This window comes from Ectobacillus soli (assembly GCF_042610425.1).
GTDB lineage: Bacteria > Bacillota > Bacilli > Bacillales > Bacillaceae_G > Ectobacillus.
In genome coordinates, this window is record NZ_JBGJZM010000001.1 from 1182796 (window position 1) to 1209070 (window position 26275).

General features: G+C 36.1%; 22 protein-coding genes, 1 riboswitch and 2 other annotated features. Of the genes, 13 read left to right on the top strand and 9 right to left on the bottom strand.

All coding sequences use genetic code 11. From position 1 onward, the window contains the following. Positions 1 to 131 precede the first annotated feature (131 nt). The 7 genes from ACAN53_RS06200 to ACAN53_RS06230 all read left to right on the top strand — a co-directional run bounded on the left by ACAN53_RS06200 (position 132) and on the right by ACAN53_RS06230 (position 9843). Complete coding sequence (locus ACAN53_RS06200) at positions 132 to 995, top strand: DegV family protein (RefSeq protein WP_379968109.1); 864 nt, start codon at positions 132 to 134, stop codon at positions 993 to 995. Between the two features lie 141 nt (positions 996 to 1136). Further along, the gene (locus tag ACAN53_RS06205; protein WP_379968111.1) at positions 1137 to 2894 is read left to right on the top strand and encodes an ATP-binding protein; all 1758 of its coding nucleotides are present in this window, start codon (positions 1137 to 1139) and stop codon (positions 2892 to 2894) included. Between the two features lie 90 nt (positions 2895 to 2984). After that, positions 2985 to 3215 (top strand) — a binding site (T-box leader). A gap of 46 nt (positions 3216 to 3261) precedes the next feature. Continuing rightward, positions 3262 to 3486, top strand: a binding site (T-box leader). 266 nt (positions 3487 to 3752) lie between these two features. Then, positions 3753 to 4850: a bifunctional 3-deoxy-7-phosphoheptulonate synthase/chorismate mutase gene (locus ACAN53_RS06210; protein WP_379968113.1), complete on the top strand. Its 1098-nt coding sequence runs from the start codon at positions 3753 to 3755 to the stop codon at positions 4848 to 4850. A 104-nt stretch (positions 4851 to 4954) separates the two neighbouring features. Continuing rightward, on the top strand, positions 4955 to 6121 hold the full coding sequence (aroC, locus tag ACAN53_RS06215; protein ID WP_379968115.1) for a chorismate synthase: 1167 nt from the start codon (positions 4955 to 4957) through the stop codon (positions 6119 to 6121). A gap of 91 nt (positions 6122 to 6212) precedes the next feature. Beyond that, entirely contained in the window at positions 6213 to 7313 is a 1101-nt protein-coding gene (locus ACAN53_RS06220) for a prephenate dehydrogenase (protein WP_379968117.1), read from the top strand. Between the two features lie 13 nt (positions 7314 to 7326). Continuing rightward, positions 7327 to 8616 carry a 3-phosphoshikimate 1-carboxyvinyltransferase gene (gene aroA, locus ACAN53_RS06225; RefSeq protein WP_379968119.1) on the top strand — a complete coding sequence of 430 codons (1290 nt, stop codon included), beginning with the start codon at positions 7327 to 7329 and terminating at the stop codon, positions 8614 to 8616. 132 nt (positions 8617 to 8748) lie between these two features. Further along, on the top strand, positions 8749 to 9843 hold the full coding sequence (locus tag ACAN53_RS06230) for an AbrB family transcriptional regulator (RefSeq protein WP_379968121.1): 1095 nt from the start codon (positions 8749 to 8751) through the stop codon (positions 9841 to 9843). Between the two features lie 296 nt (positions 9844 to 10139). Here the strand turns inward: ACAN53_RS06230 and ACAN53_RS06235 are convergent, their stop codons facing one another. Beyond that, positions 10140 to 11333, bottom strand: a complete 1194-nt coding sequence (locus ACAN53_RS06235) for an MFS transporter (protein ID WP_379968123.1) — start codon at positions 11331 to 11333, stop codon at positions 10140 to 10142. 32 nt (positions 11334 to 11365) lie between these two features. Further along, the gene (locus tag ACAN53_RS06240; protein ID WP_379968125.1) at positions 11366 to 11785 is read right to left on the bottom strand and encodes a MarR family winged helix-turn-helix transcriptional regulator; all 420 of its coding nucleotides are present in this window, start codon (positions 11783 to 11785) and stop codon (positions 11366 to 11368) included. Positions 11786 to 11950: 165 nt separating this feature from the next. Between ACAN53_RS06240 and ACAN53_RS06245 the strand changes: the two genes are divergently transcribed. After that, complete coding sequence (locus ACAN53_RS06245) at positions 11951 to 12574, top strand: NUDIX hydrolase (RefSeq protein ID WP_379968127.1); 624 nt, start codon at positions 11951 to 11953, stop codon at positions 12572 to 12574. Positions 12575 to 12643: 69 nt separating this feature from the next. Here ACAN53_RS06245 and ACAN53_RS06250 read toward each other — a convergent pair whose 3' ends face one another. Next, complete coding sequence (locus ACAN53_RS06250) at positions 12644 to 12955, bottom strand: spore coat protein (RefSeq protein ID WP_379968129.1); 312 nt, start codon at positions 12953 to 12955, stop codon at positions 12644 to 12646. Between the two features lie 13 nt (positions 12956 to 12968). Beyond that, on the bottom strand, positions 12969 to 13244 hold the full coding sequence (locus ACAN53_RS06255; RefSeq protein WP_379968131.1) for a hypothetical protein: 276 nt from the start codon (positions 13242 to 13244) through the stop codon (positions 12969 to 12971). Between the two features lie 312 nt (positions 13245 to 13556). Here ACAN53_RS06255 and ACAN53_RS06260 point away from each other — a divergent pair, with 312 nt between their 5' ends. From ACAN53_RS06260 to ACAN53_RS06270, 3 genes are read left to right on the top strand one after another with little or no spacing between them, the layout of a single operon-like run. Continuing rightward, positions 13557 to 15011, top strand: coding sequence for a circularly permuted type 2 ATP-grasp protein (locus ACAN53_RS06260; protein WP_379968133.1), 1455 nt, complete (start codon positions 13557 to 13559; stop codon positions 15009 to 15011). Positions 15012 to 15036: 25 nt separating this feature from the next. Beyond that, entirely contained in the window at positions 15037 to 16005 is a 969-nt protein-coding gene (locus ACAN53_RS06265) for an alpha-E domain-containing protein (protein WP_379968135.1), read from the top strand. Next, complete coding sequence (locus ACAN53_RS06270) at positions 16002 to 16871, top strand: transglutaminase family protein (RefSeq protein ID WP_379968137.1); 870 nt, start codon at positions 16002 to 16004, stop codon at positions 16869 to 16871. The genes ACAN53_RS06265 and ACAN53_RS06270 overlap by 4 nt, the downstream gene beginning before the upstream one ends. 60 nt (positions 16872 to 16931) lie before the next feature. Here ACAN53_RS06270 and ACAN53_RS06275 read toward each other — a convergent pair whose 3' ends face one another. Further along, entirely contained in the window at positions 16932 to 17810 is an 879-nt protein-coding gene (locus ACAN53_RS06275) for a LysR family transcriptional regulator (RefSeq protein ID WP_379968139.1), read from the bottom strand. A 131-nt stretch (positions 17811 to 17941) separates the two neighbouring features. Here ACAN53_RS06275 and ACAN53_RS06280 point away from each other — a divergent pair, with 131 nt between their 5' ends. Beyond that, positions 17942 to 19147, top strand: a complete 1206-nt coding sequence (locus ACAN53_RS06280; RefSeq protein ID WP_379968141.1) for an MFS transporter — start codon at positions 17942 to 17944, stop codon at positions 19145 to 19147. Between the two features lie 30 nt (positions 19148 to 19177). On the opposite strand, the gene ACAN53_RS06285 is transcribed toward ACAN53_RS06280, so the two are convergent. Beyond that, a complete protein-coding gene (locus tag ACAN53_RS06285) occupies positions 19178 to 20539 on the bottom strand; it encodes a PFL family protein (protein ID WP_379968143.1) in 1362 nt (453 codons plus the stop codon). Between the two features lie 65 nt (positions 20540 to 20604). Beyond that, positions 20605 to 20880: an ACT domain-containing protein gene (locus ACAN53_RS06290; RefSeq protein ID WP_379970269.1), complete on the bottom strand. Its 276-nt coding sequence runs from the start codon at positions 20878 to 20880 to the stop codon at positions 20605 to 20607. Between the two features lie 141 nt (positions 20881 to 21021). Further along, a riboswitch (glycine riboswitch) is annotated at positions 21022 to 21098 on the bottom strand. 263 nt (positions 21099 to 21361) lie between these two features. Here ACAN53_RS06290 and recQ point away from each other — a divergent pair. Next, the gene (gene recQ / locus ACAN53_RS06295; RefSeq protein ID WP_379968145.1) at positions 21362 to 23485 is read left to right on the top strand and encodes a DNA helicase RecQ; all 2124 of its coding nucleotides are present in this window, start codon (positions 21362 to 21364) and stop codon (positions 23483 to 23485) included. A gap of 80 nt (positions 23486 to 23565) precedes the next feature. Here recQ and ACAN53_RS06300 read toward each other — a convergent pair whose 3' ends face one another. Both ACAN53_RS06300 and ACAN53_RS06305 read right to left on the bottom strand, forming a co-directional pair. Further along, complete coding sequence (locus ACAN53_RS06300; RefSeq protein WP_379968147.1) at positions 23566 to 24642, bottom strand: acyltransferase family protein; 1077 nt, start codon at positions 24640 to 24642, stop codon at positions 23566 to 23568. Between the two features lie 318 nt (positions 24643 to 24960). Continuing rightward, a complete protein-coding gene (locus ACAN53_RS06305) occupies positions 24961 to 26115 on the bottom strand; it encodes a tyrosine-type recombinase/integrase (protein ID WP_379968149.1) in 1155 nt (384 codons plus the stop codon). Positions 26116 to 26275: the final 160 nt, after the last annotated feature.

A 26275-nucleotide genomic window follows, 5' to 3' on the forward strand; every position in this document is an offset into this window, starting at 1 on the left:
TCATCTTTTTTTTAATATAGGGGATAAAAGAAAATTTCCACAGTGATATGTTTCACTTTATAATGAAAAGGACTTGTTTTACATATTTTATTGTTACTGGCATAATGATAATAGAAAAGGTGGGGAATAGAATGACAGTAAAAATTATAACCGATAGTGCTTCGGACCTACCGAAGGAACTGGCCACACAGTATAACATCGAAGTGCTACCACTTCGTGTGTATGATCAAGATGAAAATGAATATATCGATGGTGTTACTCTAGATTCTTACGAGTTATTTCGTAATATGCGAGAAGGGAAGGTTTATAAAACTTCTTTACCATCCTATGAAACTATACATCAAGTATTTTCAGATTACGCAAAGAATGGGATTTCTTGCATCTATATTGCCTTCTCCTCAGAGTTGTCAGGAACTTATCAATCTGCACAATTGGTTAAAACGGATGTAAAAGAGAACTATCCAGATTTTGATTTGCATATTGTTGATACAAAGTGTGCATCCATGGGCCAAGGAATTGTAGCAATTCGGGCTGCACAGCTTTCCAAAGAAGGAAACTCTGCAGAAGATATTATACCGATTGTAAATAAACTTGCTTTTAGTATGGAACACATTTTTACAGTAGATGATTTGCAGTATCTTGTTCGCGGTGGAAGAGTGAGCAGAGTTGCTGGGTTTATTGGAGGATTACTCAATATTAAACCTCTTCTTCACGTAGAAAGCGGAAAGCTTATACCGCTTGAAAAATTAAGAGGAAGAAAAAAAGTATTTCATCGCATGGTTGAAATTATGGAACAAAGAGGAGAAAATCTGATAAACCAAACGATTGGAATTAGTCATGGTGATGATATAGAAAGTGCGACATTATTAAAAAATATGATTCATGAAAAGTTTGGTTGTAATGATTTTGTAATTAGTACAATAGGAGCAGCAGTTGGTGCACATTCAGGACCAGGTACACTTGCCCTCTTCTTTTTAAATAAAAAAAATAATTAATATGCTATCTTTTCGTTGCTAGTAAAATGAAGAGCAAGAAAATATTGAGATATTTTCATAATTATGATAAGCTACACTTTCCTCATGATGTGTTTTCCTATACAATCATAGTGGAAACTATTTGAAAAGGAAGTACGTTCTATGAATGAAATAATAAATCCGATGCTTATGTTTATTGCAATTATTTTAACAGTTATTGCTTCTTTTACTTCTTTTGATTTACTTGTACTCATGAAAAGTACGGACAGAAATAAGCGATTTCTATTTTTAGGAAGTATCTTTTCAATGGGTATTGGAATCTGGGTTACAAACTTTTTTGGAGTTCTTGCACGTGATATGAATGCTATAAGTTCCTATCATATATTCATTGTAGCTGCCGCAGCCGTAGTAGGGGTACTTTTAACTGGAGTTGCCTATTGTTGGTTATGTAAAAGGGATATTCGAAATGTTGACGTGCTCATAGCAAGCTTCATCATGACAGTTACAGCTTTATTGATCTTTGCTGGTAGTATGTATGGCATGAACGTAGATTTTCAGATTGATGTGTTTGTATGTATTCTTTCAGGTCTTATGATATTCTTTGCATTCTTTGCATCATTATGGATGCTTTTTCGTGCGAACAAGAGACAGGATAGTCACTTGTGGTTGAAGCCACTCGGGGCCTGCTTAGTGACAGCATCTATTATTGAGAGCCATTTTTTATTAATGCGAGCTACAATATTTCCTGCTATGCAAGAAACAAGCACACTTTCAGGAAATATATTAATGTACATGATGTTATTTGCTTCTATCCTAATATTAGGTAGTCTTGTTGTTTCTACAACAATTATTAGTAAACGTTTAACTGTAAGTGATACGTATTTAAGAGATTTTCAATATGCGCTAGATGCTTCTTCGATTGTTGCGATTACGGATCCAAAAGGAACCATTACTTTTGTGAATGATAAATTCGTTGAAATATCAAAATATAGTCGGCCAGAACTACTTGGTCAAAACCATAGTATTTTAAATTCCGGAGAACATCCAAAGGAATTCTTTAAAGATATGTGGCGAACGATAGGGAATGGAAAGGTATGGCATGGGGAAATTCGCAATCGTGCCAAGGACGGTACATTGTATTGGGTAGATACAACAATTATTCCCTTTTTAAATGAGAATAATAAGCCTTATCAATACCTTGCTATCCGCAATGATATAACAGAACGTAAAAGAACAGAAGAAATGCTACGTCGTCAAGATAAGCTGGCTGCAATAGGACAAATGGCTGCTGGTATTGCTCATGAAATTCGAAATCCCTTAACTTCTGTGAAGGGATATACTGAATTTTTGCAGCTAGATGAACATGATGACGAACGTAATGAGTATCTTTCTATAATTTTAGACGAGGTGGACCGAGTAAACGAGATTGTCGAAGATTTTCTCGTATTAGCTAAACCTAAAGTTGTACAACTAAAGCGCCATAATGTTGTTGCAATCGTTCAACACGTCTTAGCGCTCATGCAGTTTGATGCTAGAAAAAAAGGTATTCGATTTATGCTAGACTTTAACTTTGAAAATATTCTGGTAGATTGCGATGAAAGTCGTTTAAAACAGGTATTTCTTAACTTTTTGAAAAATGGAATGGAAGCAATGCCGGGTGGCGGGGAGATTCGAGTCAATCTTCATGCCCATTCTGGTCATGTCCATATATCAATCCAAGATACTGGACTTGGAATTCCTAAAGATAAACTGAAAAAAATTGGAGAACCCTTTTTTACAACGAAGAAAAATGGGAATGGTCTTGGTCTGATGGTAAGCTTTAAAATTATTGAAGGACATAATGGTAAAATTGTTGTGGATAGTGAAATGAATATTGGAACCACATTCACTGTGATTTTACCGGTACAAGAAATTGCATAGTACGAGTATGACTTAATTTTATAAAAAATGTGTTGACAGTTTACTGAATAACAATCTATAATACAAATCATAGTAATTCAAAAAATTTAAACAATTGCGACGAAGGGAACGAAGTAGTCTTTATTTCCAAGTTACAGAGAGCTGATGGTTGGTGCAAATCAGTACTGGAATAGAAACGAAATACAATCCTTGAGCATCTTTTTCGTAATAAAGAGAAGATTTCTTTATGAAGAGAAAGACGGTCCTAGTGGATCGTTATCAAGTAAGAGTGGCAGATACGTCTGCAATTAGGGTGGTACCGCGATAATAATCGTCCCTACTGAGAAATCAGTAGGGGCTTTTTTATTTATTATGGACCATTAATTTTATATATGTGTTGAAAGGAACAAAAGTAGTGGTTATCTCACTGTTACAGAGAGCTGATGGTTGGTGCAAATCAGTATATAGATAATCGTGAATTACAGTCCTGGAGCATTCTTTTCGAAATAGCATGGCTATCTAGGGAAGGACGGTCGTATGAGATCGTTAACAAGTCAAAGAGGCAGACATTGTCTGCAAATAGGGTGGTACCGCGATAATAATCGTCCCTGTCAAACATGACAGGGACGTTTTTTATAAATTGTGGAAAGTACTTTTGTTTTAGAAAGGAGAACCAGTAAAAATTGTTTTAATGGAAATAAGAATCTCGCACATTCTTATATTCAATCATTCCAACACATCGAAAAATTAACTTTCCAAAATTAAATAATAGTACACTTTGGTAATAAAGGCAATAATCATTTTAAGATAACTGATGTGTTTGTATTGTAAGTTTTCAATTGATAAAAATAAAACATATAAAAATCAGGAGGTAATACAATGACAACTCATGAATTAGATAATTTACGTAACAAGGTAGATGAAATTAACCTACAGCTTTTGCAATTATTAAATGAACGTGCAATGGTAGTACAAAAAATTGGGGAACAAAAGAAAGTACATGGTGTAAAACGTTTTGATCCAGTCAGAGAACGTCAAGTACTAGACATTATTGCGGAAAACAATGAAGGACCATTTGAAACGTCTACATTACAACATATTTTCAAAACAATTTTCAAAGCAAGTCTTGAACTTCAAGAAGATGACCATCGTAAAGCACTACTTGTATCGCGTAAGAAAAAACCAGAAGATACAGTCGTTGAAGTGAAAGGTGTAAAAATTGGCGACGGAACGCAAACATTTATTATGGGACCATGTGCGGTAGAAAGCTACGAACAAGTTCGCGAAGTTGCACAAGCAATGAAGCAACAAGGTTTAAAACTAATGAGAGGTGGAGCGTTCAAACCTCGTACTTCTCCATACGATTTCCAAGGGCTAGGCGTAGAAGGTTTAGAAATTTTACGTAAAGTAGGGGATGAATTCGACTTAGGGATTATCAGTGAAATTCTAAATCCGAATGATATTGAAATGGCTCTTGATTATGTTGATGTTATTCAAATTGGAGCTAGAAATATGCAAAACTTCGATTTGTTAAAGGCAGCAGGAAAAGTTAAAAAGCCAATTCTTCTAAAACGTGGATTGTCCGCTACGATTGAAGAATTCATGTACGCTGCTGAATACATCATGTCCCAAGGGAATGATCAAATTATCTTATGTGAACGTGGTATTCGAACTTACGAAAAAGCAACGAGAAATACGCTTGATATTTCTGCTGTTCCAATTCTTAAGAAAGAAACACATTTACCAGTATTAGTTGATGTTGTGCATTCTACTGGAAGACGTGATCTTCTAATTCCGACTGCAAAAGCGGCACTAGCAATTGGTGCAGATGCAGTAATGGCAGAGGTTCATCCTGATCCAGCTGTAGCGCTATCAGATTCAGCACAACAAATGAATATTCCACAATTCAATGATTTCATGAAAGAATTAAAGGAATTTCAAGCAAGATTAAATCCGCAACAATCTGTACAATCATAATAAACATCGATTACTATTTTTGAAAATAATCCTCCTTCTAGAATCTAGAAGGAGGAATCTATTATTACAGAGAAATCAGATCGCCACTTTCAGGAGGTTTTAACATGAGATATATAACTGCGGGTGAGTCACACGGGCCACAACTAACCGTTATTATTGAAGGAGTACCAGCTGGTTTGTCGTTGACTGCTGAGGATATTAATATAGAGCTACAAAGAAGACAAAAAGGCCACGGTAGAGGAAGAAGAATGGTAATTGAAAAGGATCAAGTCAAAATTGTAAGCGGTGTTAGACATGGCTATACACTAGGGTCCCCAATTGCATTAGTCGTTGAAAATAAAGATTATACACACTGGACCAAAATTATGGGAGCAGAGCCGGTTTCTGATCAAGATTTAGAAGAAATGAAGCGAGTGATCACAAAGCCCCGTCCTGGTCATGCTGATTTAAATGGTGCGATTAAATATGGTCATCGTGATATTCGAAATGTCTTGGAACGTTCTTCTGCTCGTGAAACAACGGTTCGCGTTGCAGCAGGTGCGGTTGCGAAAAAAATATTAGCAGAGTTAGGTATAAAAATTGGTGGACATGTTTTAGAAATCGGTGGTGTGGTAGATGAACCACATCATTATGAATCCATCGAAGAACTGCAGCGCATCACAGAGGCTTCACCTGTTCGTTGTTTAGATGAAAAAGCCGGTGAAAAGATGATGAAAGCAATCGATGATGCAAAAACGAATGGGGATTCTATAGGAGGTATTGTAGAAGTCATAGCGGAAGGGATGCCAACGGGAGTAGGTAGCTATGTACATTATGACCGAAAGCTCGATGCAAAGCTGGCTTTCGCGATGATGAGTATAAATGCGTTTAAGGGAGTAGAAATCGGAATCGGATTTGAAGCAGCAAAGAAGCCAGGTAGTGAAGTGCATGACGAAATTGTATGGAATAATGGATATGAACGGAAAACAAATCGTGCGGGTGGTATAGAAGGCGGCATGACAACGGGGATGCCAATTGTAATTCGCGGGGTAATGAAGCCAATACCTACTTTATATAAACCTCTTCAAACGATTGACATTGAGACAAAAGAGCCATTTCAAGCGAGTGTGGAACGGTCAGATAGCTGTGCTGTACCAGCAGCAAGTGTTGTAGCTGAATCTGTAGTTGCATGGGAGCTTGCTAATGCAATTGTTGATCAATTTGGAGTAGATCGTATGGATTTGATTGCACAAAACATTGCTAAGCACCGTGAATATAGTCAGACATTTTAATGTCAGGATTGTAGTTTTTTTTTCAACACGAGCACAAATGATAAGATTTATGTATGAAGTAGCGCGGAAATAAACGTAAGGAATGATTGCGATGCGAAAACAGGTGCTTCTTGTAGGAACGGGTCTAATAGGTGGATCCATTGCCCTTGCTATAAAAAAAGAAAATGACGTTTATATAGTAGGATATGATATTAATGAAGAGCAAGTACAACGCGCTAAGGAAATTGGTGTAATAGATGAAGTTGGTAGAAATGTGTTGGACGAAGCAGAGAAATCTGACGTTATTATTTTGGCTTCACCTGTAGAAGTTACTGTATCATTGCTCGAGCAGCTCGCCACTTGTCAATTACGTGAACATGTTATTATTACAGATGTTGGAAGCACTAAGGTAAAGATTATGCATGCAGCTAACCAACTTGCAGAGCGGGGCATTACTTTTATCGGTGGACATCCAATGGCTGGTTCTCATAAAACGGGAGTGGAAAGTGCTAAAGCACATTTGTTTGAAAATGCTTTTTATATTTTCACTCCTTTTCCTACCACACCGAAAGAAAAAGTAGATCAATTAAAAGAATTATTAAAGGGAACACGTGCACACTTTCTAATTCTTGAACAAACGGAACATGATCATGTTACAGGAATTGTTAGTCATTTTCCGCATGTTATTGCTTCTGGCTTAGTAAAGCTTATACAGAAGCATGCGGATGAAAATGATTATGTGACAGCACTGGCATCCGGTGGATTTCGAGATATTACGCGTATTGCATCGAGTAGTCCTAAGATGTGGACTGACATTGTAAAACAAAATCGTTCACAGCTTGTCACCCTTCTGCAGGAATGGATTGCAGAAATGAAACAAGTCGAAGAAATGATTGAGAGCGATAATGAAAAATGGATTTATGATTTTTTTGCACGTGCAAAGCAATTTCGTGATTCTTTGCCTGTAAATACGAGTGGAGCTATTCCATCTTATTTTGATTTATATGTTGACGTTATTGACAAAGTTGGAGCCCTTGCCGATATTACATCCGTACTTGCAAAACACGAGATTAGCGTAAGTAATTTGCAAATATTAGAGGCAAGAGAAGGGTTACTTGGCGTATTACGAATTAGTTTTCAATCCGAGAGAGACCGCAGTCATGCTAAAATCCAGTTAGAACACCAACATTACCAAACATACGAGGTATTATAAGGAGAGTGAGCGTATGCGAGTATTACATAGTAGTTTACAGGGATTAAATGGCGAATTGAAAGTGCCTGGAGATAAATCTATTTCACATCGTGCGGTTATGTTTGGCAGTATTGCAACTGGAACGACGAAAATTACAGGTTTCTTGCCAGGTGCTGATTGTCTAAGTACAATTGCATGCTTTCGAAAGCTTGGTGTTTCCATTACACAAGATCATGATTGTGTAGAAATAATAGGAAATGGTATAGATGGTTTGAAGGAAGCAAATGAAGTATTGGATGTTGGTAATTCAGGGACAACGATTCGTCTTATGCTCGGAATATTAGCAGGAACTTCGTTTCATTCTTGTCTGCAAGGTGATGAATCGATAGCAAAAAGACCAATGAAGCGTGTTACCAATCCTTTGCGTCAACTAGGAGCAAAGATTGACGGGAGACAAGAGGGAACCTATACTCCGCTTTCAATACGTGGTGGCGATTTAAAGGCAATTTCTTATCAATCACCTGTAGCAAGCGCTCAAGTGAAATCGTCTATCTTACTTGCTGGTTTGCGTGCAGTTGGAGTAACTGCTGTTACGGAGCCCCATCTATCACGAGATCATACAGAACGAATGCTTGAAGCGTTTGGCGTCCATGTAAAAAGAGAAGGAATGACGGTTATGATTGAAGGGGGACAGCAGCTAACCGGAACTACGATCGAAGTACCAGGTGATATTTCTTCAGCTGCATTCTTTTTAGTTGCGGGTGCTATCACACCGAATAGTAAAATTCTATTACATGATGTTGGTGTAAACCAAACTCGTTCTGGTATTTTAGATGTGTTAGAACGAATGGGTGCAAATATTGAAATAAAAAACAGTAATACAAGTTCCTTTGAACCAAGAGCTGATTTGCAAGTACAGACCTCATCCTTACGCGGGACGGTAGTAAAGGGAGACGAAATTCCTAGACTTATTGATGAAATTCCTATTATTGCATTGGCTGCTACGCAAGCTGAGGGAACTACGATTATAAAAGATGCAAGTGAATTGAAGGTAAAAGAAACGAATCGTATTCAAACGGTTGTAGAAGAACTAACGAAGTTAGGTGCAAAAATTGAACCGACTGAGGACGGTATGATTATTTACGGAAAAACAGCATTAAAAGGTGCACACGTAAATAGCCACGGTGATCACCGAATTGGAATGATGCTTGCAATCGCGAGTTGCATTGCAGAAGGAGAAATGGTCATTGAATCCGATGATGCCATTCAAGTTTCATTTCCCGGCTTTTTTGAAACGTTACAGGAATTGAAAAAGACTGAATAAAGCTTGGAATGTTATTTTTTATTTGTAAATAAAACTAAATGAATCTTTATAGATTCTTAATCGAATTATACATTCTTCTTAAGTCAAATTTGATACAATAATAAAAATGATTTAAGAGAGGGATGCTATAATTTGCAACGTACAGCTAGAAAAAAGAATCAGGATTGGAAAAGTACACTGTTTACATTTATAATTGCTGCAATCGGTGGAACTGTTTTTGCTTGGCTTCACATTCCGCTGGCCTGGATGCTAGGACCAATCATCTTTATTGTTATCGCAAGATGGATATGGAAGATGAAAGTTGTGTGGCCAAGCTACTATAGAAGTAGCGGTCTCATCGTCCTTGGCTATACGCTAGGTACATCATTTACAAATGATGCATTGCAGCATATTACTCATCAATTGCCACTCATTTTTTCTTACACACTTTTATTACTGTTGGTCAGTTCTTTGATTGGTTGGGTTATATCGCTCGTTACGAATGTTTCATTTCGAACAGCTATTATTGGCAGCATTCCAGGCGGACTTTCACAAATGGCAACGTTAGCAGAAGAAATACCGGGTGTTGATGTGGCACACGTTATGTTAATGCAGACCATACGCATCATGGGGATCGTTGGAATTGTCCCATTAATAGCATCTATGTTTCCAGCTACGCAGCTCACAAATCTACATCTTGTTACTAATCCTAGTAGCTACTCCCTAATTCATATGATGTTGTATATTATATGCATTGGAATCGGAACCTGGATTGGACGACGTATTCATCTTCCTACGCCATACTTATTATCACCAATGATTGTTACATCTATATTTGTACTAGTTGGATTTTCTCATCCAGCTATACCTAACTTTTTAACATTACTTGCCCAGCTTTTTGTAGGAACACATTTAGGTGCTACCTTACAAATTGATAGTGTAAAACGAGCGAAGGAAAATCTTATCTACTTTATTATAGGAACGATGTTACTAATATCTTTCGCCTTTTTCGCTTCCATTCTTTTTATGGGAATTGTACATAGTAGTATGTTATCTACCTTTTTAAGCTTTGCACCAGGTGGTATTGCTGAAATGGGAACGACAGCGATAGCTATGCATGCCGATTTAGCTACTGTGATAAGCTTTCATCTGTTTCGGATCTTTTTTATTCTACTTATCGTTACACCATCTATGAGTTATATATTTAGAAGAGTTACAAAAAGACAGCAGCAAGTTAAAAGTGCATAATATCAAATTGGTTTAGCATCCCAGTTTTTTGCTGAGGCCACTGAAACAGTACTATGTTTCAGTGGCCTCGGTTATTTAAGATATGTTTGATAGAAACAGCTTTATAATTTCACTTACCGTATGGGTAAATAAAAATACTAATTCTAAAAACCTACAAACTATAGGAGAAAAAATTATAAAAATGGGAAAAAGAATATGCAACATGCATTCACTAATGATTGCTTTCAAGACGGGATTTCAACAACATAAAAAAGGATAAAGGCAGGAAATATAACGCCTGTCTTTTATCCTTTTTACTAAGCTACCTGATGTTCATTCTTAGGAGCACAATCAACAGAATGATTTACGAACATCATAATTGAATTTATAATAAGAATACTCATCGTCACATAAAAAACCATATGAATATCCCAAACTGCAGCAATTTGGCTTCCTATAAGTGGTCCTACAAAGTTACCTAAAAATAAGGAAGAAGTATTCAGTCCAAAAGCAGTGGCTTGTACTTCTGGAGGTGCAAGTTTTTTTACTAGCACATTCAAAGAAGGAATCATGCCACCTACAAATAACCCAAGAGTAAAACGGCCAATTAGTAACATTGTGATTCCACTGGCGAAGACTTGTGGAATAAACGACATAGCTGCCATGAATAATGAAAATGCCAATATTCTTCGTTGCCCAATTTTATCTCCGATTTTCCCTAAAGTAGGGGATCCAACTAAATTTGCTATACCCGTTATCGAAACGACAAGCCCTGCGAGAAATTCAAGATGTACTCCATGATATAACGTTTTTACATAAACAGTAGCAAGTGGTTCAATGCTCATCATGCCAAGATTTGTTACGAAGGATGCAAGAAATACTGGAAACAGTGGCTTCATCAAGGAGAAATGATTCATAGATGCGGCACTTTGTTCGCTTTGTTCATGGTGTTCTTCATGCACAAAGAAAATGATGATAAAACTTGCGAGAAATAGCAATCCTCCAGTAAGAAAGAAAACTGAATGGTATCCCATGTTTTCTGCAAGTACTCCTCCAAGTAATGGCCCTAGTAAAGAACCAGCGATAGAACCTGTTTGGAGCGTGCCGAGAGCCCGACCTGATTTAGCATCAGGTGTAACAGATGCCTGTAAGGACACTGACATTGAAATAAATCCCGAAAAAATCCCGTTAATAATGCGAAGGATAAGCAATTGAAGTGGACTCGTAACTAATCCCATTAGAGCGGTCACAATCCCCATTCCAAATCCAGCACGTAAAAGCATAATTTTACGGCCATATTTATCTGCCATTGATCCCCAGAGAGGCTGAAATAGAAAAGAAAATACAAATTGAGCAGCAAAAATCCATCCTGTCCACTTCTCAATAGCAGCTGTCTGATGAACACCTAATTGTTCAATATATAAGGGTAAAAAAGGTAATATAATGCTCATACCCATCGCTGCAATAAAATCTGATATCCATAAAACCAATAACGTTCGTTTCCAAGTCAATCTTTCTACACCTTCTATTCCATTCCAATCATTTATTCGGTTTCGCTTGCTCCAAGCTTAGCAAGTATATCACGTAAAAATATCTTTTGTTCTTGGTTTAATGTTTTTGTCATATCTTGTTCAAATGTACGCACAGTCTGTTCGACAAATGGTAATTTTTCTTTTGCCTTATCGGTTAATTCTACAACTTTTTCGCGTTTATCCGTCCCTAATTTCCTTATTATCCATCCATTTTTTTCTAGACGAATAAGGGTTCTAGTAACTGTAGGCGCTTCTACATTTAAATACCTCCACAACGAGGTTTGTGTCATACCACCATATTTTTGTATGCAAAATAAAATCGTCCACTGCGAATGGTAAAGTCCATGTTTTGACAATCTCTCATTCATTTCTTTTGTTAATAGCCGAGCTTTTTGATTTAATTCATGCATCAAAAGACTGTTTAAATCCATATTCTCATCCTTACCTAGGTAATTATTATTTTTTTACTTTATAGCAACTCTATAAATAAGTAAAGAATATTGTTTAAATAACAAAACTGTACATTATGATTGTGAATAAATATAGAATCCATTACAATTACGTTACGAGAAAAGCTAACAAGGGGGTGAACATCCATGGAAATTGATGAGATGATACTGAAGCTACAGAATAGGGATTCCAATATATTAGGAAGTGAATCTGCATCTAAATTTGCAATACTACTACCGCTTATCGAAATAAATGGTTGTGCTCATGTTTTATTTGAGGTCAGAGCACACGATTTAAGAAGACAGCCTGGAGAGATCTGTTTTCCTGGAGGAAAAATTGAGGAAACTGATATAAATGAATGTGATACGGCAATTCGTGAAACAATAGAAGAATTAGGCGTACAAAGAGAGAGTATTCAAAATGTAATTCCCTTAGATTATATTCCTTCTTTTTTTGGTTCCATTATGTACCCATTTGTAGGGGTGTTGAAGGATTACGAACAGATTAATTATAATCTTTCTGAAGTTGCGGAAGTATTTACTGTGCCACTTTCTTATTTTCAAGATACACCGCCTGATTCCTATACTATTTCTTTCAATGTAGAACCTGAACAAGGATTTCCATTCCATCTTATAAACAATGGTGAAAATTATAATTGGCAAACAAGAGAGGTTCGTGAATATTTTTATTTTTACAAGGATAAAGTGATTTGGGGATTAACGGCTCGAATTTTAAAGCATTTTATGGATATCACGGGGAAGGATGTATAAATTTAGCACACCATCAGTGAAGGAAGATTCCTCCAACTGATGGTTTTATACGTTTATTTACTATAAAAATTATTGAACTCCAATATACTGATGAATAAGTTGGTTTGTTTCAGTTTGCGTTTGACTACTACTTTGGATTTGCTTGGTAATTTCCGAAGCAATTGCAGGAGAAGAAGCACTATACATGCCTTGTTGAGACATAAACGTATATAACTGTCCTTGAAGATTTAAAGTATCCTGCAATAGTCCTTGAAATTGTTGACGTACCTCTGTGCAATTAGCCTCCGTTACAGCAGTAGCATATTCATTTGAAGTTCGTTTTAAATCGGCCAAAATGGTATATAGTAAATCTTCATCTTTTAATATGGATTGTTGTGTCAATATATTCCCTCCCTTACTGAATAAACGATTGATCTGGTTGATTTGTCTTTTGCATACCTATCCACGTATTTTCTTGCCCCGTAGTAGGAGCAAGCGAACTATGTTGCTGTAGTACCCCAAGCAATGTTTGGTAATGTCCCTGATGCTTAGAAACAAATTGTCTGCAAATATTCTGTACTTGCGTATTTTTTGATTGAGTTGCTGTAGCAATGCATTGCTTTACTAGTAAGTCTTCGTTTGACATGGAATCCACGATATATGCCATTTCTTTGAATGTTAATGGTTGCATTTTAATTCCCTCCTTTTTTTCATACTTATTGTGGATAAAACACCCTCAATTTATTCAAATTCAATTTTCTATATTTCGGATAATTTCAACAAGTATTTATCGCTTATGCAATTTATACCAACTTAGGAAAGTATATCTTAAAGTAGTATGGAGTTACGTTTTAATACATAGTATTGTTAGATACACTAACATAAAGAGAAAAAAATCTAACAAATAACATCTTATGATATATTTTCTTCCTTAAAATAAAGACATTTTTGCTTCAATTTGGTAAAATTGAATTAATTAATAAATTAATAAGGGGAATGGGATATGATATCTGTGAAAAAACAACTATTTTCAGAGTACACAAACTTTCCAAGCTATGATGAGATGTTTTCTGAGATGAAAGAGGTTAGGATGAATTATCAGAATGTTTATAACTATCTGATAGATATTGGCGTGGAAGGCTTGCAGGAACGACATCAATCGATGCAGACTCAGATGGTAAAGCAAGGAATTACCTTTACTTTATATCATGGTCAAGATTCAGAACCACTTGAAAGAACGATTCCATTTGATTTAATTCCCCGTATTATCACATCGGATGAATGGAGCATGATTGAAAGAGGATTGAAGCAAAGAGTATCAGCGTTAAATATGTTTTTGTATGATATTTACCATGAACAGAATATTTTAAAGGACAGAATTGTTCCTAGAAAGATGGTTGTGACAAATCGATATTTTCGACCAGAGATGATGAATGTCACTATTCCGAAGAATATTTATACGTTTCTGTCCGGAATTGATATAATTCGTGATCAAACTGGAGATTTTTATGTTTTAGAAGATAATCTAAGAACTCCTTCTGGATTATCATATTTGTATAAAAATCGAGAGCTTATGACACATTGTTTTCCGGAGCTCTTCTTTGATAATCAAGTACGTGATATGCAGCATGGGCTAAATGATCTTTTATCCAATCTGCGTCATATGACACATACCAATAAAGACGACCCAGTGGTTGTTCTACTAACACCAGGTCGATATAATTCTGCTTATTTTGAACATATATTTCTTGCTAAAGAAATGGGCATTGATTTAGTGGAAGGGAAAGATTTATTAATAAGGGATCATAAAGTTTACATGAAAAGTATCCATGGATTAAAGCAAGTGGATGTGATTTATCGTAGACTCGATGATGATTATTTAGATCCTCTTGCATTCCGACCAGACTCTATGCTCGGAGTAGCGGGATTAATGAATGCGTACCGAGCTGGAAATATTACAATAGCAAATGCTCCTGGTACAGGGGTAGCAGATGACAAAGCGATATACGCATATGTTCCTGATATGATTCGCTATTACTTAAATGAAGAATCAATTTTGAAAAATGTACCTACTTATCTATTATCTAGGGAAGAAGAACGAGAATATGTGCTGGCTCACTTGAACGAATTAGTAGTGAAAGAAACGTCACTTTCGGGTGGGTATGGAATGCTAATTGGTCCAAAAGCAACCGAGCAAGAAATCAAAGAGTTTGCTAGAAAAATTAGAGAAACACCAGAACAATATATTGCGCAGCCTACGATTCAATTATCTACAGCACCATCATTAATCGGAGATAGTATTGTTCCTAGGCATATCGACTTACGTGCCTTTGTGACGATGGGAGATGATATTCGGGTCATACCTGGGGGATTAACACGAACGGCACTGAAGGAAGGTTCTCTAGTAGTGAATTCGTCCCAAGGAGGCGGTAGTAAAGATACTTGGATCTTACATTGACAAATATTGAAGGGAGAGAGGAACCATGTTAAATCGAACTGCTGAAATCTTGTTTTGGATAGGCCGATATACAGAAAGAATACAGAATCATGCACGACTAATTGATGTAAATTACCATATGCGTCATGAGCTACGAGGAGGAGACCAATCAGGTTGCGCTTGGGAAAGACTGCTTATTAATACCGGAGACTACAATACATTTTATTCTTCACACGAGCAAGCAACGGAACGTGACGTGTTGAATTTTATGACGTTTGATTCTACCCAAATCAATTCTATATTTTCGTGTTTGAAGCAGGCGAGAACAAATAGTCACATGGTTCGGGAAAGAATTCCGAGTGAATCTTGGGATATTATCAATTCGTTTTATCTATGGTTAAAGGATAAAACTATACAAGATGTTTTTTCAAGATCGCCTTATCTATTCTATCAACGACTGAAAGAATGGATTTCTCTTTTTCATGGCAGTCTAGAATCAACCATGCTCCGTCAAGAGGAATGGAGTTTCATTCAAATCGGAATTTTTCTTGAACGAGCAGAGAATACAGTACGTCTTCTCCAAGTCATCTACCATAACTTTGTGGAAGACGGGTGTTTATTAGAAGATCACAATAATTATCACCGGATGGTTGCTTCATTAAAATCATTAAATGCTTATGAAGTATTTCGAAAAATTTGTGCGGATGAAATGACAATGCAAAAAGTTATTGAATTTTTAATGAGTAATCCTCTATTTCCGAGATCCTTTTCCTTTTCTTTAACAATGCTAGAGTCGCATTTAAAAGTATTGCAGAAAAGTTCAGCTACTTCTTTAATATCACAACGAGCTTGTAGCTTAGTTGAACAGCGCAAAGCAAAATTGTCCTATTTAGAATGGTCAAGCCTTTCTTCAGAACAATTACATGATGTACTGCAAGAAATGCTCTTATCCAGTAATGAAATTGGATCCGTTATTTCAAAAGCATTTTTTCAAGAGGAGGTTACAAGAGTATGAAGCTAGAAATATCTCATTTGACTCGATATTTATACGAGGAACCGGTCATCAAGAGTGTCAATGAGATTCGCCTGACACCTAAAACAAATCACAGACAATCCTGTTATCATCATTCCATAGTAATTGAACCAGCGGTGTCCACATTTTCATACGATGATTTTTTTAATAATCATGTTTATTCTTTTTCTATCTACGAACCTCATAAAGAAATCGAAATTAAAGCTCATTCAATTGTTGTAACGCATGAAATCGAAAGAACGGAATCACAAATCATTCCATTTAGAGAAGAATTGAAGGTACTTCGAAGTGAAGAATTTCAAAATGATTATGCGGAATATTTAACTACGACCAATTATATATCTCTTACACCTGCTATAGTCAATTTTGCAGAAGAGATACGTAATTCTAGGTCAGTGACAAGTATACATGAATTACTTGAACAAATTTCTGCCATAATTTATTCTTATTTTACATATGATCCACAAGTAACTCATGTGTATACTACTGTAACAGATTTTCTGACAATGAAAAGAGGGGTATGTCAAGACTATGCCCATTTAATGATAGCAATTTGTAAATATTTTCATATTCCAGCAAGGTATGTAAGTGGGTATCATTATGTAAGTGATTTACAAGGAGGACTTGCTGATTTTACACAAGCATCTCATGCATGGGTAGAAGCATTTGTTCCCTATATTGGATGGGTAGGTTTTGATCCTACAAACAATGGAAATATTAATGAACGCTATGTAAAACTAGGGCACGGAAGAGATTATAGTGATATTGTCCCAATGAAGGGAATTTATCGTGGAACGGACAGACAGAATCTTGCAGTTATCGTTGATGTTAGAAAAATAGAAGATTAATCATATAGAATATGGATTGTTATAAAGAGACTCTTTCTAGATGGAGTCTCTTTATAATTGTTACATACGAAAATAATCAATGACAAACGATTTGAATTTTCGAGTAGCAGGGGATAGGTAATGATCGGATAAGGTTGCGATTGCAATCGTTCGTTCACATGGATAATCATTAATCGGTAATAATTTCATTTTTGTTTCATCTAATTCCTTTGTTTTTGGCAATACAGCAATTCCAAGTCCTACCGCTATAAAACCTGCAATCGTCGGAACTTCTTCGCCTTCAAATGTAATGGTAGGATTCAATTGTAAGTGCGTACATATCTGATCAAAAATATAACGAAGTCCGTATCCTTTTTTAAAGGATATAAAATCTTCATGTTCTAAGGAACCGATTGATACACTTGATTGTTTAGCAAGATAGTGATTAGAGGGTACGACAAGATACAACGGTTCAGTTGTCAAGGTAGTCCATTCAATATTCTCTCTTGGTACTGGAGGGGAGGTTAAACAAAGATCGACCAATCCTTTCTCTACTTTCTCCAATAAATAATTGTTAGCGCCTTCAAATAGTTGAAACGTAACGTTAGGATATATTTTTTTATAATCTACGATGAGTTGAGGTATTAAATTCGCTCCTAACGTATGTAAAAATGCGACGGATATTTCACCGCCATCTGGAGAAATAACTTCCTGAATTTCTTCAATTCCTTCCCGAATGCGTGCCTGAGCTTGTTGTGCTTTTTTTAAAAACATAGTTCCATAACGAGTTAATGTTATTGTTCTCCCATCACGAATAAATAAAGGAATTCCTAGTTCTTGTTCTAATTTGATAATGGATCGGCTTAAAGCCGGCTGTGATATCAATTGTTTTTTGGCAGCCTGGGTAAAATGTTTTAGTTCTGCTACCGCAATAAAATTTTCAAGTTGATGCCATTCCATATAAGCACACCTACTTCTCTATTCATAACTTATAAGCATCATATTAATGCAAATTATAAATTAGACGCATTAAAAAGAAAAGAGTAAGATTGAAATTACAATGATAGGTATCAAAAAAGAGGAGAAATAACATGACTTTTTTTGAAAAAGGAAGTAGGGAATATCGTAATGCCTGTATTTCACTATTTCTAGCTGGATTTGTATCATTTGCAACATTGTATGCAACACAACCAATTTTACCAATTTTTTCGATGGAATTTCATATCTCTGCGACTGCTGCAAGCTTAACTTTATCATTATCTACAGTTACTTTAGCAGTTGGGATGCTCTTTGCAGCACCACTAGCAGATGCAATTGGTCAAAAACAAATTATGATTCTATCTATGATCATTACATCCTTACTTGGATTATTAACCGCATTTAGTCCAAATTACATGATGCTCATTATACTTCGTGGAATTCTTGGTCTGGCTGTAACAGGTGTTCCAGCTATTGCTATGGCTTATACAAGTGAAGAGTTTCATCCAGGTGGAATTGGAAAAATCATGGGTCTTTATATAGGTGGAACAAGTATTGGAGGAATGGTAGGCAGATTAGTAACCGGGATCCTGACTGATTTATTTTCATGGAGGGTTGCATTGGCGGCACTCGGAATATTAACTATACTAATGAGTCTCTTATTTTGGAAACTGCTTCCTACTCCTGTAAATCATAAGAAACAATCGTTTCAGTGGAAGCCTGCACTAGATGCTTATAAAGTACATTTGAATAATAAATTATTAATCCCATTATTGTGTATGGGATTTGTATTAATGGGTAGCTATGTTACATTATATAACTACGTGGGATTTATGCTCATGGAGCCGCCTTATAATTTAAGCCAAACACTTATTGGGTTTTTGTTTCTTGTGAATTTAGGAGGAGCATATAGTTCTATGTATATGGGGAAGAAAGCAGATCAATATGGTCGTCCAGTCACCTTAAAAGTATCATTATTCATTATGATCTGTGGAGCAATCTCTACACTAATTCCTAACTTTATTATTAAATTATTAGGAATTACGATCTTCACATTCGGATTTTTTGGGAGTCATTCAGTTGCAAGTTCATGGGTGGGAGCCAGAGCTCAATCAAACAAATCGCAAGCTTCTTCATTATATCTATTACTATATTATGTTGGATCTAGTTTAGTTGGTTCGATTGGAGGAATTTTCTGGACAAATTATAAATGGATAGGAGTTATTTCGCTAATCGTATGTTTATTATTAAGTGGATATCCCCTTATCCTTGCTTCTCAAAAGAAATATCAAACATCTCCTAGTCTTGATCATAACTAAGAAAAGCAAAGGCTTCTGCCTTTGCTTTTCTTAGTTAATTAACGATTGTAGCGGAGCTGGAATCCGTCCTCCTCGTCGAATAAGCTTCTCGGAGCTGAATGGGTTTACGCCCATCACAGGAGCACGTCCAAGTAGCCCACCAAACTCAACCATGTCGCCTTCTTTCTTACCTGGAACTGGGATAACGCGAACGGCTGTTGTCTTTTTGTTTATCATTCCGATTGCTGCTTCATCTGCTATCATCGCAGATAAGGTTGAAGGGGAGACATCTCCTGTTATCGCAATCATATCAAGTCCTACGGAACAGACACAAGTCATCGCTTCTAGTTTAGACAACGTTAAGGATTGATCAATAATTCCGCGAATCATCCCGTTATCTTCACTTACTGGAATAAAAGCACCACTTAATCCGCCGACGTAAGAGCTTGCCATCGCACCGCCTTTTTTAACTGCATCATTCATAAGAGCAAGAGCTGCAATGGTTCCGTGAGTACCAACACGTTCAAGTCCAATTTCCTCTAATATTTCAGCTACACTATCATTTAAAGCATTTGTCGGTGCGAGAGATAAGTCCATAATACCAAATGGAACATCAAGCCTTTTTGCTACAACTCTTCCAATAAATTCTCCAGCACGCGTAATTTTAAAAACTGTTTTTTTGATGATGTCGGCTACTTCACCAAGATCAGCATCCGGGTATCGTTTTAACGCGTGTAAAACGACGCCTGGTCCACTTACACCAACATTCAAAACGACTTCTCCTTCACCAGAACCGTGGAATGCTCCGGCCATAAAGGGATTATCTTCAACAGGATTGCAAAAAACAACAAGCTTAGCGCAAGCAATTCCATTTCTATCTTTGGTACGCTCAGCAGCGTCCTTTATGATCTCACCTACTTGACGTACGGCATCCATATTTATTCCAGTTCTGGTAGTAGCGACTGAAATAGAGGAACATACTCGCTCCGTGACACTTAATGCTTCTGGAAGTGCATCAAGCAACGTTTGGTCACCTTTTGCAATTCCCTTATGTACGAGAGCGGAAAATCCGCCTATGAAGTCAACTCCTAGTTCGGTTGCTGCTCGGTCAAGTGTTTTTGCTAGCTCAATTGTTTGCTGCAAGGTTGCATTTCCTAGTAGTTCAGCAATGGGGGTAATGGAAATTCGCTTGTTTATAATCGGTATACCATACTCCCGTTCAACCTCTTCAGCAACCTCTTTTAATTGGCTTGCATAAGTTGTAATTTTTTGATAAATACGAGTATTCATCTTGTCAAAATCAGAATCTGCACAATCTCGTAAGCTAATTCCCATTGTAACAGTCCGTATATCTAAATTCTCCATTTGAACCATTTGGATTGTTTCTAACATTTCATCAAGTGCAATTGCCATATGTTTCTCTCCTCTGCTGTCTCCAACATAAGGATGTCCAACCCTTATGCTATCTGAGATATACCTTACACGCGGTGCATAGCGTGAAAAATTTCTTCAAGTTGAATGTTGATTTTCAATCCCATCTTTTCACTAATCATATCAAATTGATTTTGTAGCGTTGCTAAATCTTCAATGGTCGATACATCTACAATCATCATCATTGTGAAAAAGTCCTGTAAGATTGTCTGACTAATATCTAAAATATTCACATCATTGTCTGCTAATACATGAGTTACCTTACTAATGATTCCAACTTGATCTTTTCCAATTACGCTAACTACTGCTCTTCTGGTCACTATGTTCACCTCTTTATGTTGGTAGAAATCCGTGTTGAATTGTTGTACAACTATGAATAAAAAAAGATATAAAAAAGGATATAAAAAAGGATTGGAGTTTCCTCCAATCCCAGACAAGTAAAAAGAATAACGAAAGGTTTCATCGATTACTCTTCTGTCCTTTTGCCTGAGATTGTGAATCCTTCGGCGCTGCAGTGTGCAGTCTCTCCAGAAGCTGCTCCTGTTATAGTATTACCCATAACGATCATAGCGGCAATTTCTAAATATTACATCGATTCTATCAATTATTTTGGAGTTGGTCAATACGAATACACTCGTTCTTTGTTTTTCACTACCGACACGATAGAAAATAAGCATATTTCATGAACGGTTGTTCATCTTCGCCAAGGAACTTCGTGTATCATAGTGAAGTGCCTTTTTCATAGAAGAAACAGCTACTTCATTCTTTATGCTATAATACAAGTAGAATGGAGGGAAAAAGTGCGTGTCTACAAAAGCTAGTAGTTATTTACGACAATATTTCGGATATGAATCATTCCGCGTAGGTCAAGAACAGATTATTGAACACGTGTTGGCAGGGGAAAACACAGCTGGTATTATGCCAACAGGTGGTGGAAAATCAATTTGTTATCAGATTCCTGCTCTTTTACTTCCTGGTATAACCCTCGTAATATCACCGCTTATTTCATTAATGAAAGATCAAGTAGATAGTTTAGAACAAGTGGGTATACCTGCAACCTATTTAAATAGTACGTTAACATTTGAAAAAGCCAAAGAGCGTATGCATCGTATGCAGCATGGTGATTATAAAATCTTATACATAGCCCCAGAACGATTGGAATCTCCTCAATTCATGGAAGAACTTCAAAAGCTTTCTATCTCGCTAATTGCAGTGGATGAAGCCCATTGTATTTCACAATGGGGACATGACTTTCGTCCAAGTTACGTAAAAATTCAAACGTTTCTACAACAATTTTCTAACAAACCGACCGTTCTTGCTCTAACTGCAACAGCTACACCTGAGGTAAGAGAAGACATTTGTCAATTGTTAAACATACCGTCAGAGCATACAGTAATTACAGGATTTGAACGGGAAAATTTATCCTTCAAAATTGTAAAAGGACAAAATCGTCTCCAATTCGTAACAGATTATGTAAAGAAGAATAAAACAGAAGCTGGAATTATATATGCTGCAACGAGAAAAGAAGTAAATCATGTTCATGAATATTTAGAAAAACAAGGGATACAGGCGGGAAAATATCATGCAGGTATGACAGACGTTGCACGTATTGCATCGCAGGAAGCATTTTTACAAGATGATATTACCGTTATGGTAGCTACAAATGCATTTGGCATGGGCATTGATAAATCAAATGTCCGTTATGTTATTCATTATCAAATGCCAAAAAATATGGAAAGCTATTATCAAGAAGCAGGACGGGCTGGGCGTGACAGCCTGGATAGTGAATGTATCCTGTTATATGGGGCCCAGGATGTACAAATTCAACGATTTTTAATTGAACAATCCCATAACGAAGAACGAAAAGAGCAGGATTTAAATAAGCTACAGTTGATGAAAGATTATTGCTATACAGAGGGATGCTTACAAGCATATATTTTACAATATTTTGGTGAAACAGAAGTATCTCCTTGTGGTAGGTGCAGCAACTGTACAGACACACGTAGCTCCGTTGATGTAACGACAGAAACGCAAATGGTACTCTCTTGTATGATACGGATGGGAGAACGATTTGGTAAAACCATGATTAGCCAGGTTTTAGCAGGTTCTGCAAACAAAAAAGTACGAGATATGGGATTTGATAAGCTCTCTACGTACGGAATACTCAAACAAAAAACAGCGAAAGATATTATGGAATTTGTTGATTTTCTTACTTCTGAACAATATATAGGAATTACAGGAAGTCAATTTCCCGTTTTGTATGTGACAAACAATGGGAAGGAAGTGCTGCTTGGTAAGCAAACCGTGATGAGAAAACAACAGATGAAGGTTTCACAAGTATCTGTGAATGATGAGCTATTTGAACAACTCCGTCAATTACGAAAGATGATTGCATCTGAAGAAAAGGTACCGCCGTTTGTTATTTTTTCTGATCAAACCTTGCGAGATATGTGTAGTATCCTACCGCAAACGAAAGAACAGCTTCTTAGCGTGAAAGGAATTGGCGTGCAAAAAGAGCAGCGATATGGATATCGATTTTTACAACCTATTCAGGAGTACTTAAACGAACATCCTGAAGCGCAGGAGCATCAATCAACTATCCCTGTTCAAGGAAAGAAAGAGCGGACCAAGGATTCTCATCTTATTACCTATTATATGTTTACAGAAGGAAACACTGTGCAGGAGATTGCGAAGGAGAGGGAACTATCTGTTCTTACCATTGAAAATCATATTTTACAGTGTGCTGAACAAGGGATGGAAATAGATTGGAATGCACTTCTTCCAAGCGAATATGGGAAAGAAATTGAAGAAGTTATTAATAAAATAGGGATGGAAAGACTAAAGCCGATAAAAGAACAACTATCGGAAGAAATAAGTTATTTTCATATCAAGGCCTTTATTTGTCGGAAGAAGAGTTGTAAGGTTTGAAAGTAACTTGTATGTAATATATCAAAAAAAGATTCTGCTCTCTCATACCTCGTGTAAGAGTAAGCAGAATCTTTCTCTATTTATAGATGTGCAGAAGATTGACGAAGGACAACCCGCTTTTGTTTTTGCTGGAATAGAAAAGTTTGTAAGCCTGCAGATAATGGTTTCTCAATATAAGAATGAGAGAGACAACCCATACATACAACTGTTACGATGCAAACCGTAATAGATCCGACACTACCTATAATATTATTTATACCTGAGTTTACAAGTATTGCTGCTACTAAGCCTAGAAAAGGTGGATGAACAAGATAGATAGAAAAAGATGCATTACCAAGGTACTGAAGTACTCTCGGTAGTTTTATTTCCTTTTTCAAATCAATTGAAACGAGACCGAACATAAGAAATGTACCAGCAATTGAATACATTAACGTGTCGTCAAATCTCCACAAATGTTCAACTCCACTTACCCAAGTATAAATATATCCCGTTATTCCAAGTGTAAGATATAAAGTTCCGTTCTTAATTGTATGGTGCAAGGCATAATACGCACACCAAGTTCCGAGAGCAAAGTCGAGATTTATTTTATTAAAAATCATCGAAACGAAGAAATTGGTAAATGTTATATCAGTCAAAGTGAAGAACAAAATCGCAGAAATCCAAATTCCAATCAAAATTTTGAAGATTGATTTTGTTGAATAGATAAATAGTGAAAATATGATATAAAACATTAATGTATTTTGTAAAGACCATGCACTATAAATAATTGGCATTCCGGATTGAGGTAAAAGAAAATAGGAATTAAGCATGGTTTGCAAATCGTTAGAGTAGCTATACCCAATTGGAACAAAATAGAAAAAAGCTATTACAACTGTAGTTAAAAGCCAGTAATAAGGAATAAGTCGCGAAAATCGTTTAATAAGAAAGGTTTTAACCTTTTCTTTTTTTCCAAAATCCTTCGAATAAATATAATACATCATAAATCCTGTTAAAATGAAGAAATAATCAGCCCCACCTGTTCGAGTAAGATTCGTAAGACCAAGCAAATCATAATGAAAATAATAATTAGCTACAAAGCTCATGTGAAATAAAATTACCAACAAGGGAACAATCGCTCGAGATGCTTGCACAAGCTGTAGACGTTTCTTCGTTTTCATATTGGTTAAGCCTCCTTTTTTAAACAATGACTATATCGTAAAAAATTCTTACATGGATAGATGAGATTGGTTTACTACCAAATCCAGCTATTTTATAAAGGAGTTTTTAGATATATTTATAAAATTTTCTTCTTATTTATCTTATTTGTTTCGATACCTATATTATTGATTTTGTTCCTTAACATTTGCTTAACAAAAGTTAATGTAAAATTATCATTAAGTATATTATAATTTTGTTATGTAAACTAAAGACGGGGATAGCTAGATAATTAAATAGAAAAAGTCCCTTAAAGGGACTTTTTCTATTTGATAGGAATTTTACCGTAAGTCATCTGCGAAGCTTAGTGCTGCATTATCCTGACGTTTTAAATACTTTTCTAGATAAATTTGTGTCGTATATATAGAATCATGTCCGAGCGTTCGCTGAATTTTTGTAATTTCAACACCTCTGGCTGCTGCAGTGATTGCAAATAGATGGCGAAATGTGTGCGGGGTAATCGGATTTTCCCGATGTGCTAAGAAAGGTAAGGCTGTATCTTGTACCATCTTCGTCACTTGATTGGAAAGCTGATTCGGGTTATACGCGTTTCCTCGAATAGTCAGGAGAAGCGGTGATTCATCACCCGTACCAATCTCCGTTTGAAATCCTCTGTTTTTTCGAAATTCCGTAATAGAACGGAAAAGCATCGGAGAAATATATGCTTGTCTTTCTTTATTTCGTTTACCCACTACAGTTAACCAATAGTGCCCTTCTAAGTAATGAATATCCTTCATCTTCGCGGATGTAACTTCGCGAATACGAAGTCCTGTTGTAGCTAGTAATAATAAGATGGTGTAATTGACAATATGACTACGCGTACGGTAAAAACTTAAAATTTGTTCCATTTCAACAAGTGTTAAATCTCGGTTAGGACGATCTTCGCTACGAACACTACTTCGTTTTACTTCGTGATGAAGTGGCTTTTCGATATAATGGGACTCATATAAAAAGGAAAGAAATGATTTGATAATCGTCGTTTTCTTTGCTAAACTTGCGGGCTTATATGGTTCTCCCTTTCGTTTCCCTAAGGGAGCACATCGTAAGTATTCTCCGTATCTTCTTACATTCCACGGTTCAATAGCTTTTAAAAGAGATTCTTTCTTTGCAACTACATCTCCGCGTATTTCAAATTCCTCCGCATGAGTAACCAATGTTTGACAAAACGTTAAGATTTCATTAAAATAGCTTTTTTTCGTTGTTTCTTTTCTATTTTTTGATGCGTTCATATCTTTTTCTTGGTGAATGAAGTAATAAATGATTTCTATATCCTGAAAATATGAAAAACGGTCTTTCTCCTCCTTTTCAGCATCTTCCATCTTTTCTACGAGCATAGGAATATATTGGCTCGAAAGCAAGGTGCTTTTTATTTGCTTTGATAGAGAAGTCATGACGTTATGTAATGGTAAATTTAAAGGAAACTCTATGATACTCATAACAATTCTCCTTTATATATTATATGTGCAACTAATATGAATCATTTATAGTTAGTATAACATATATTTTATTATCACTTTATAGATAATGTTACTTAATAAGTATGTATAATATGTAATAATCGTCTATTCTTACATGTTGTACGTATATATATCATTT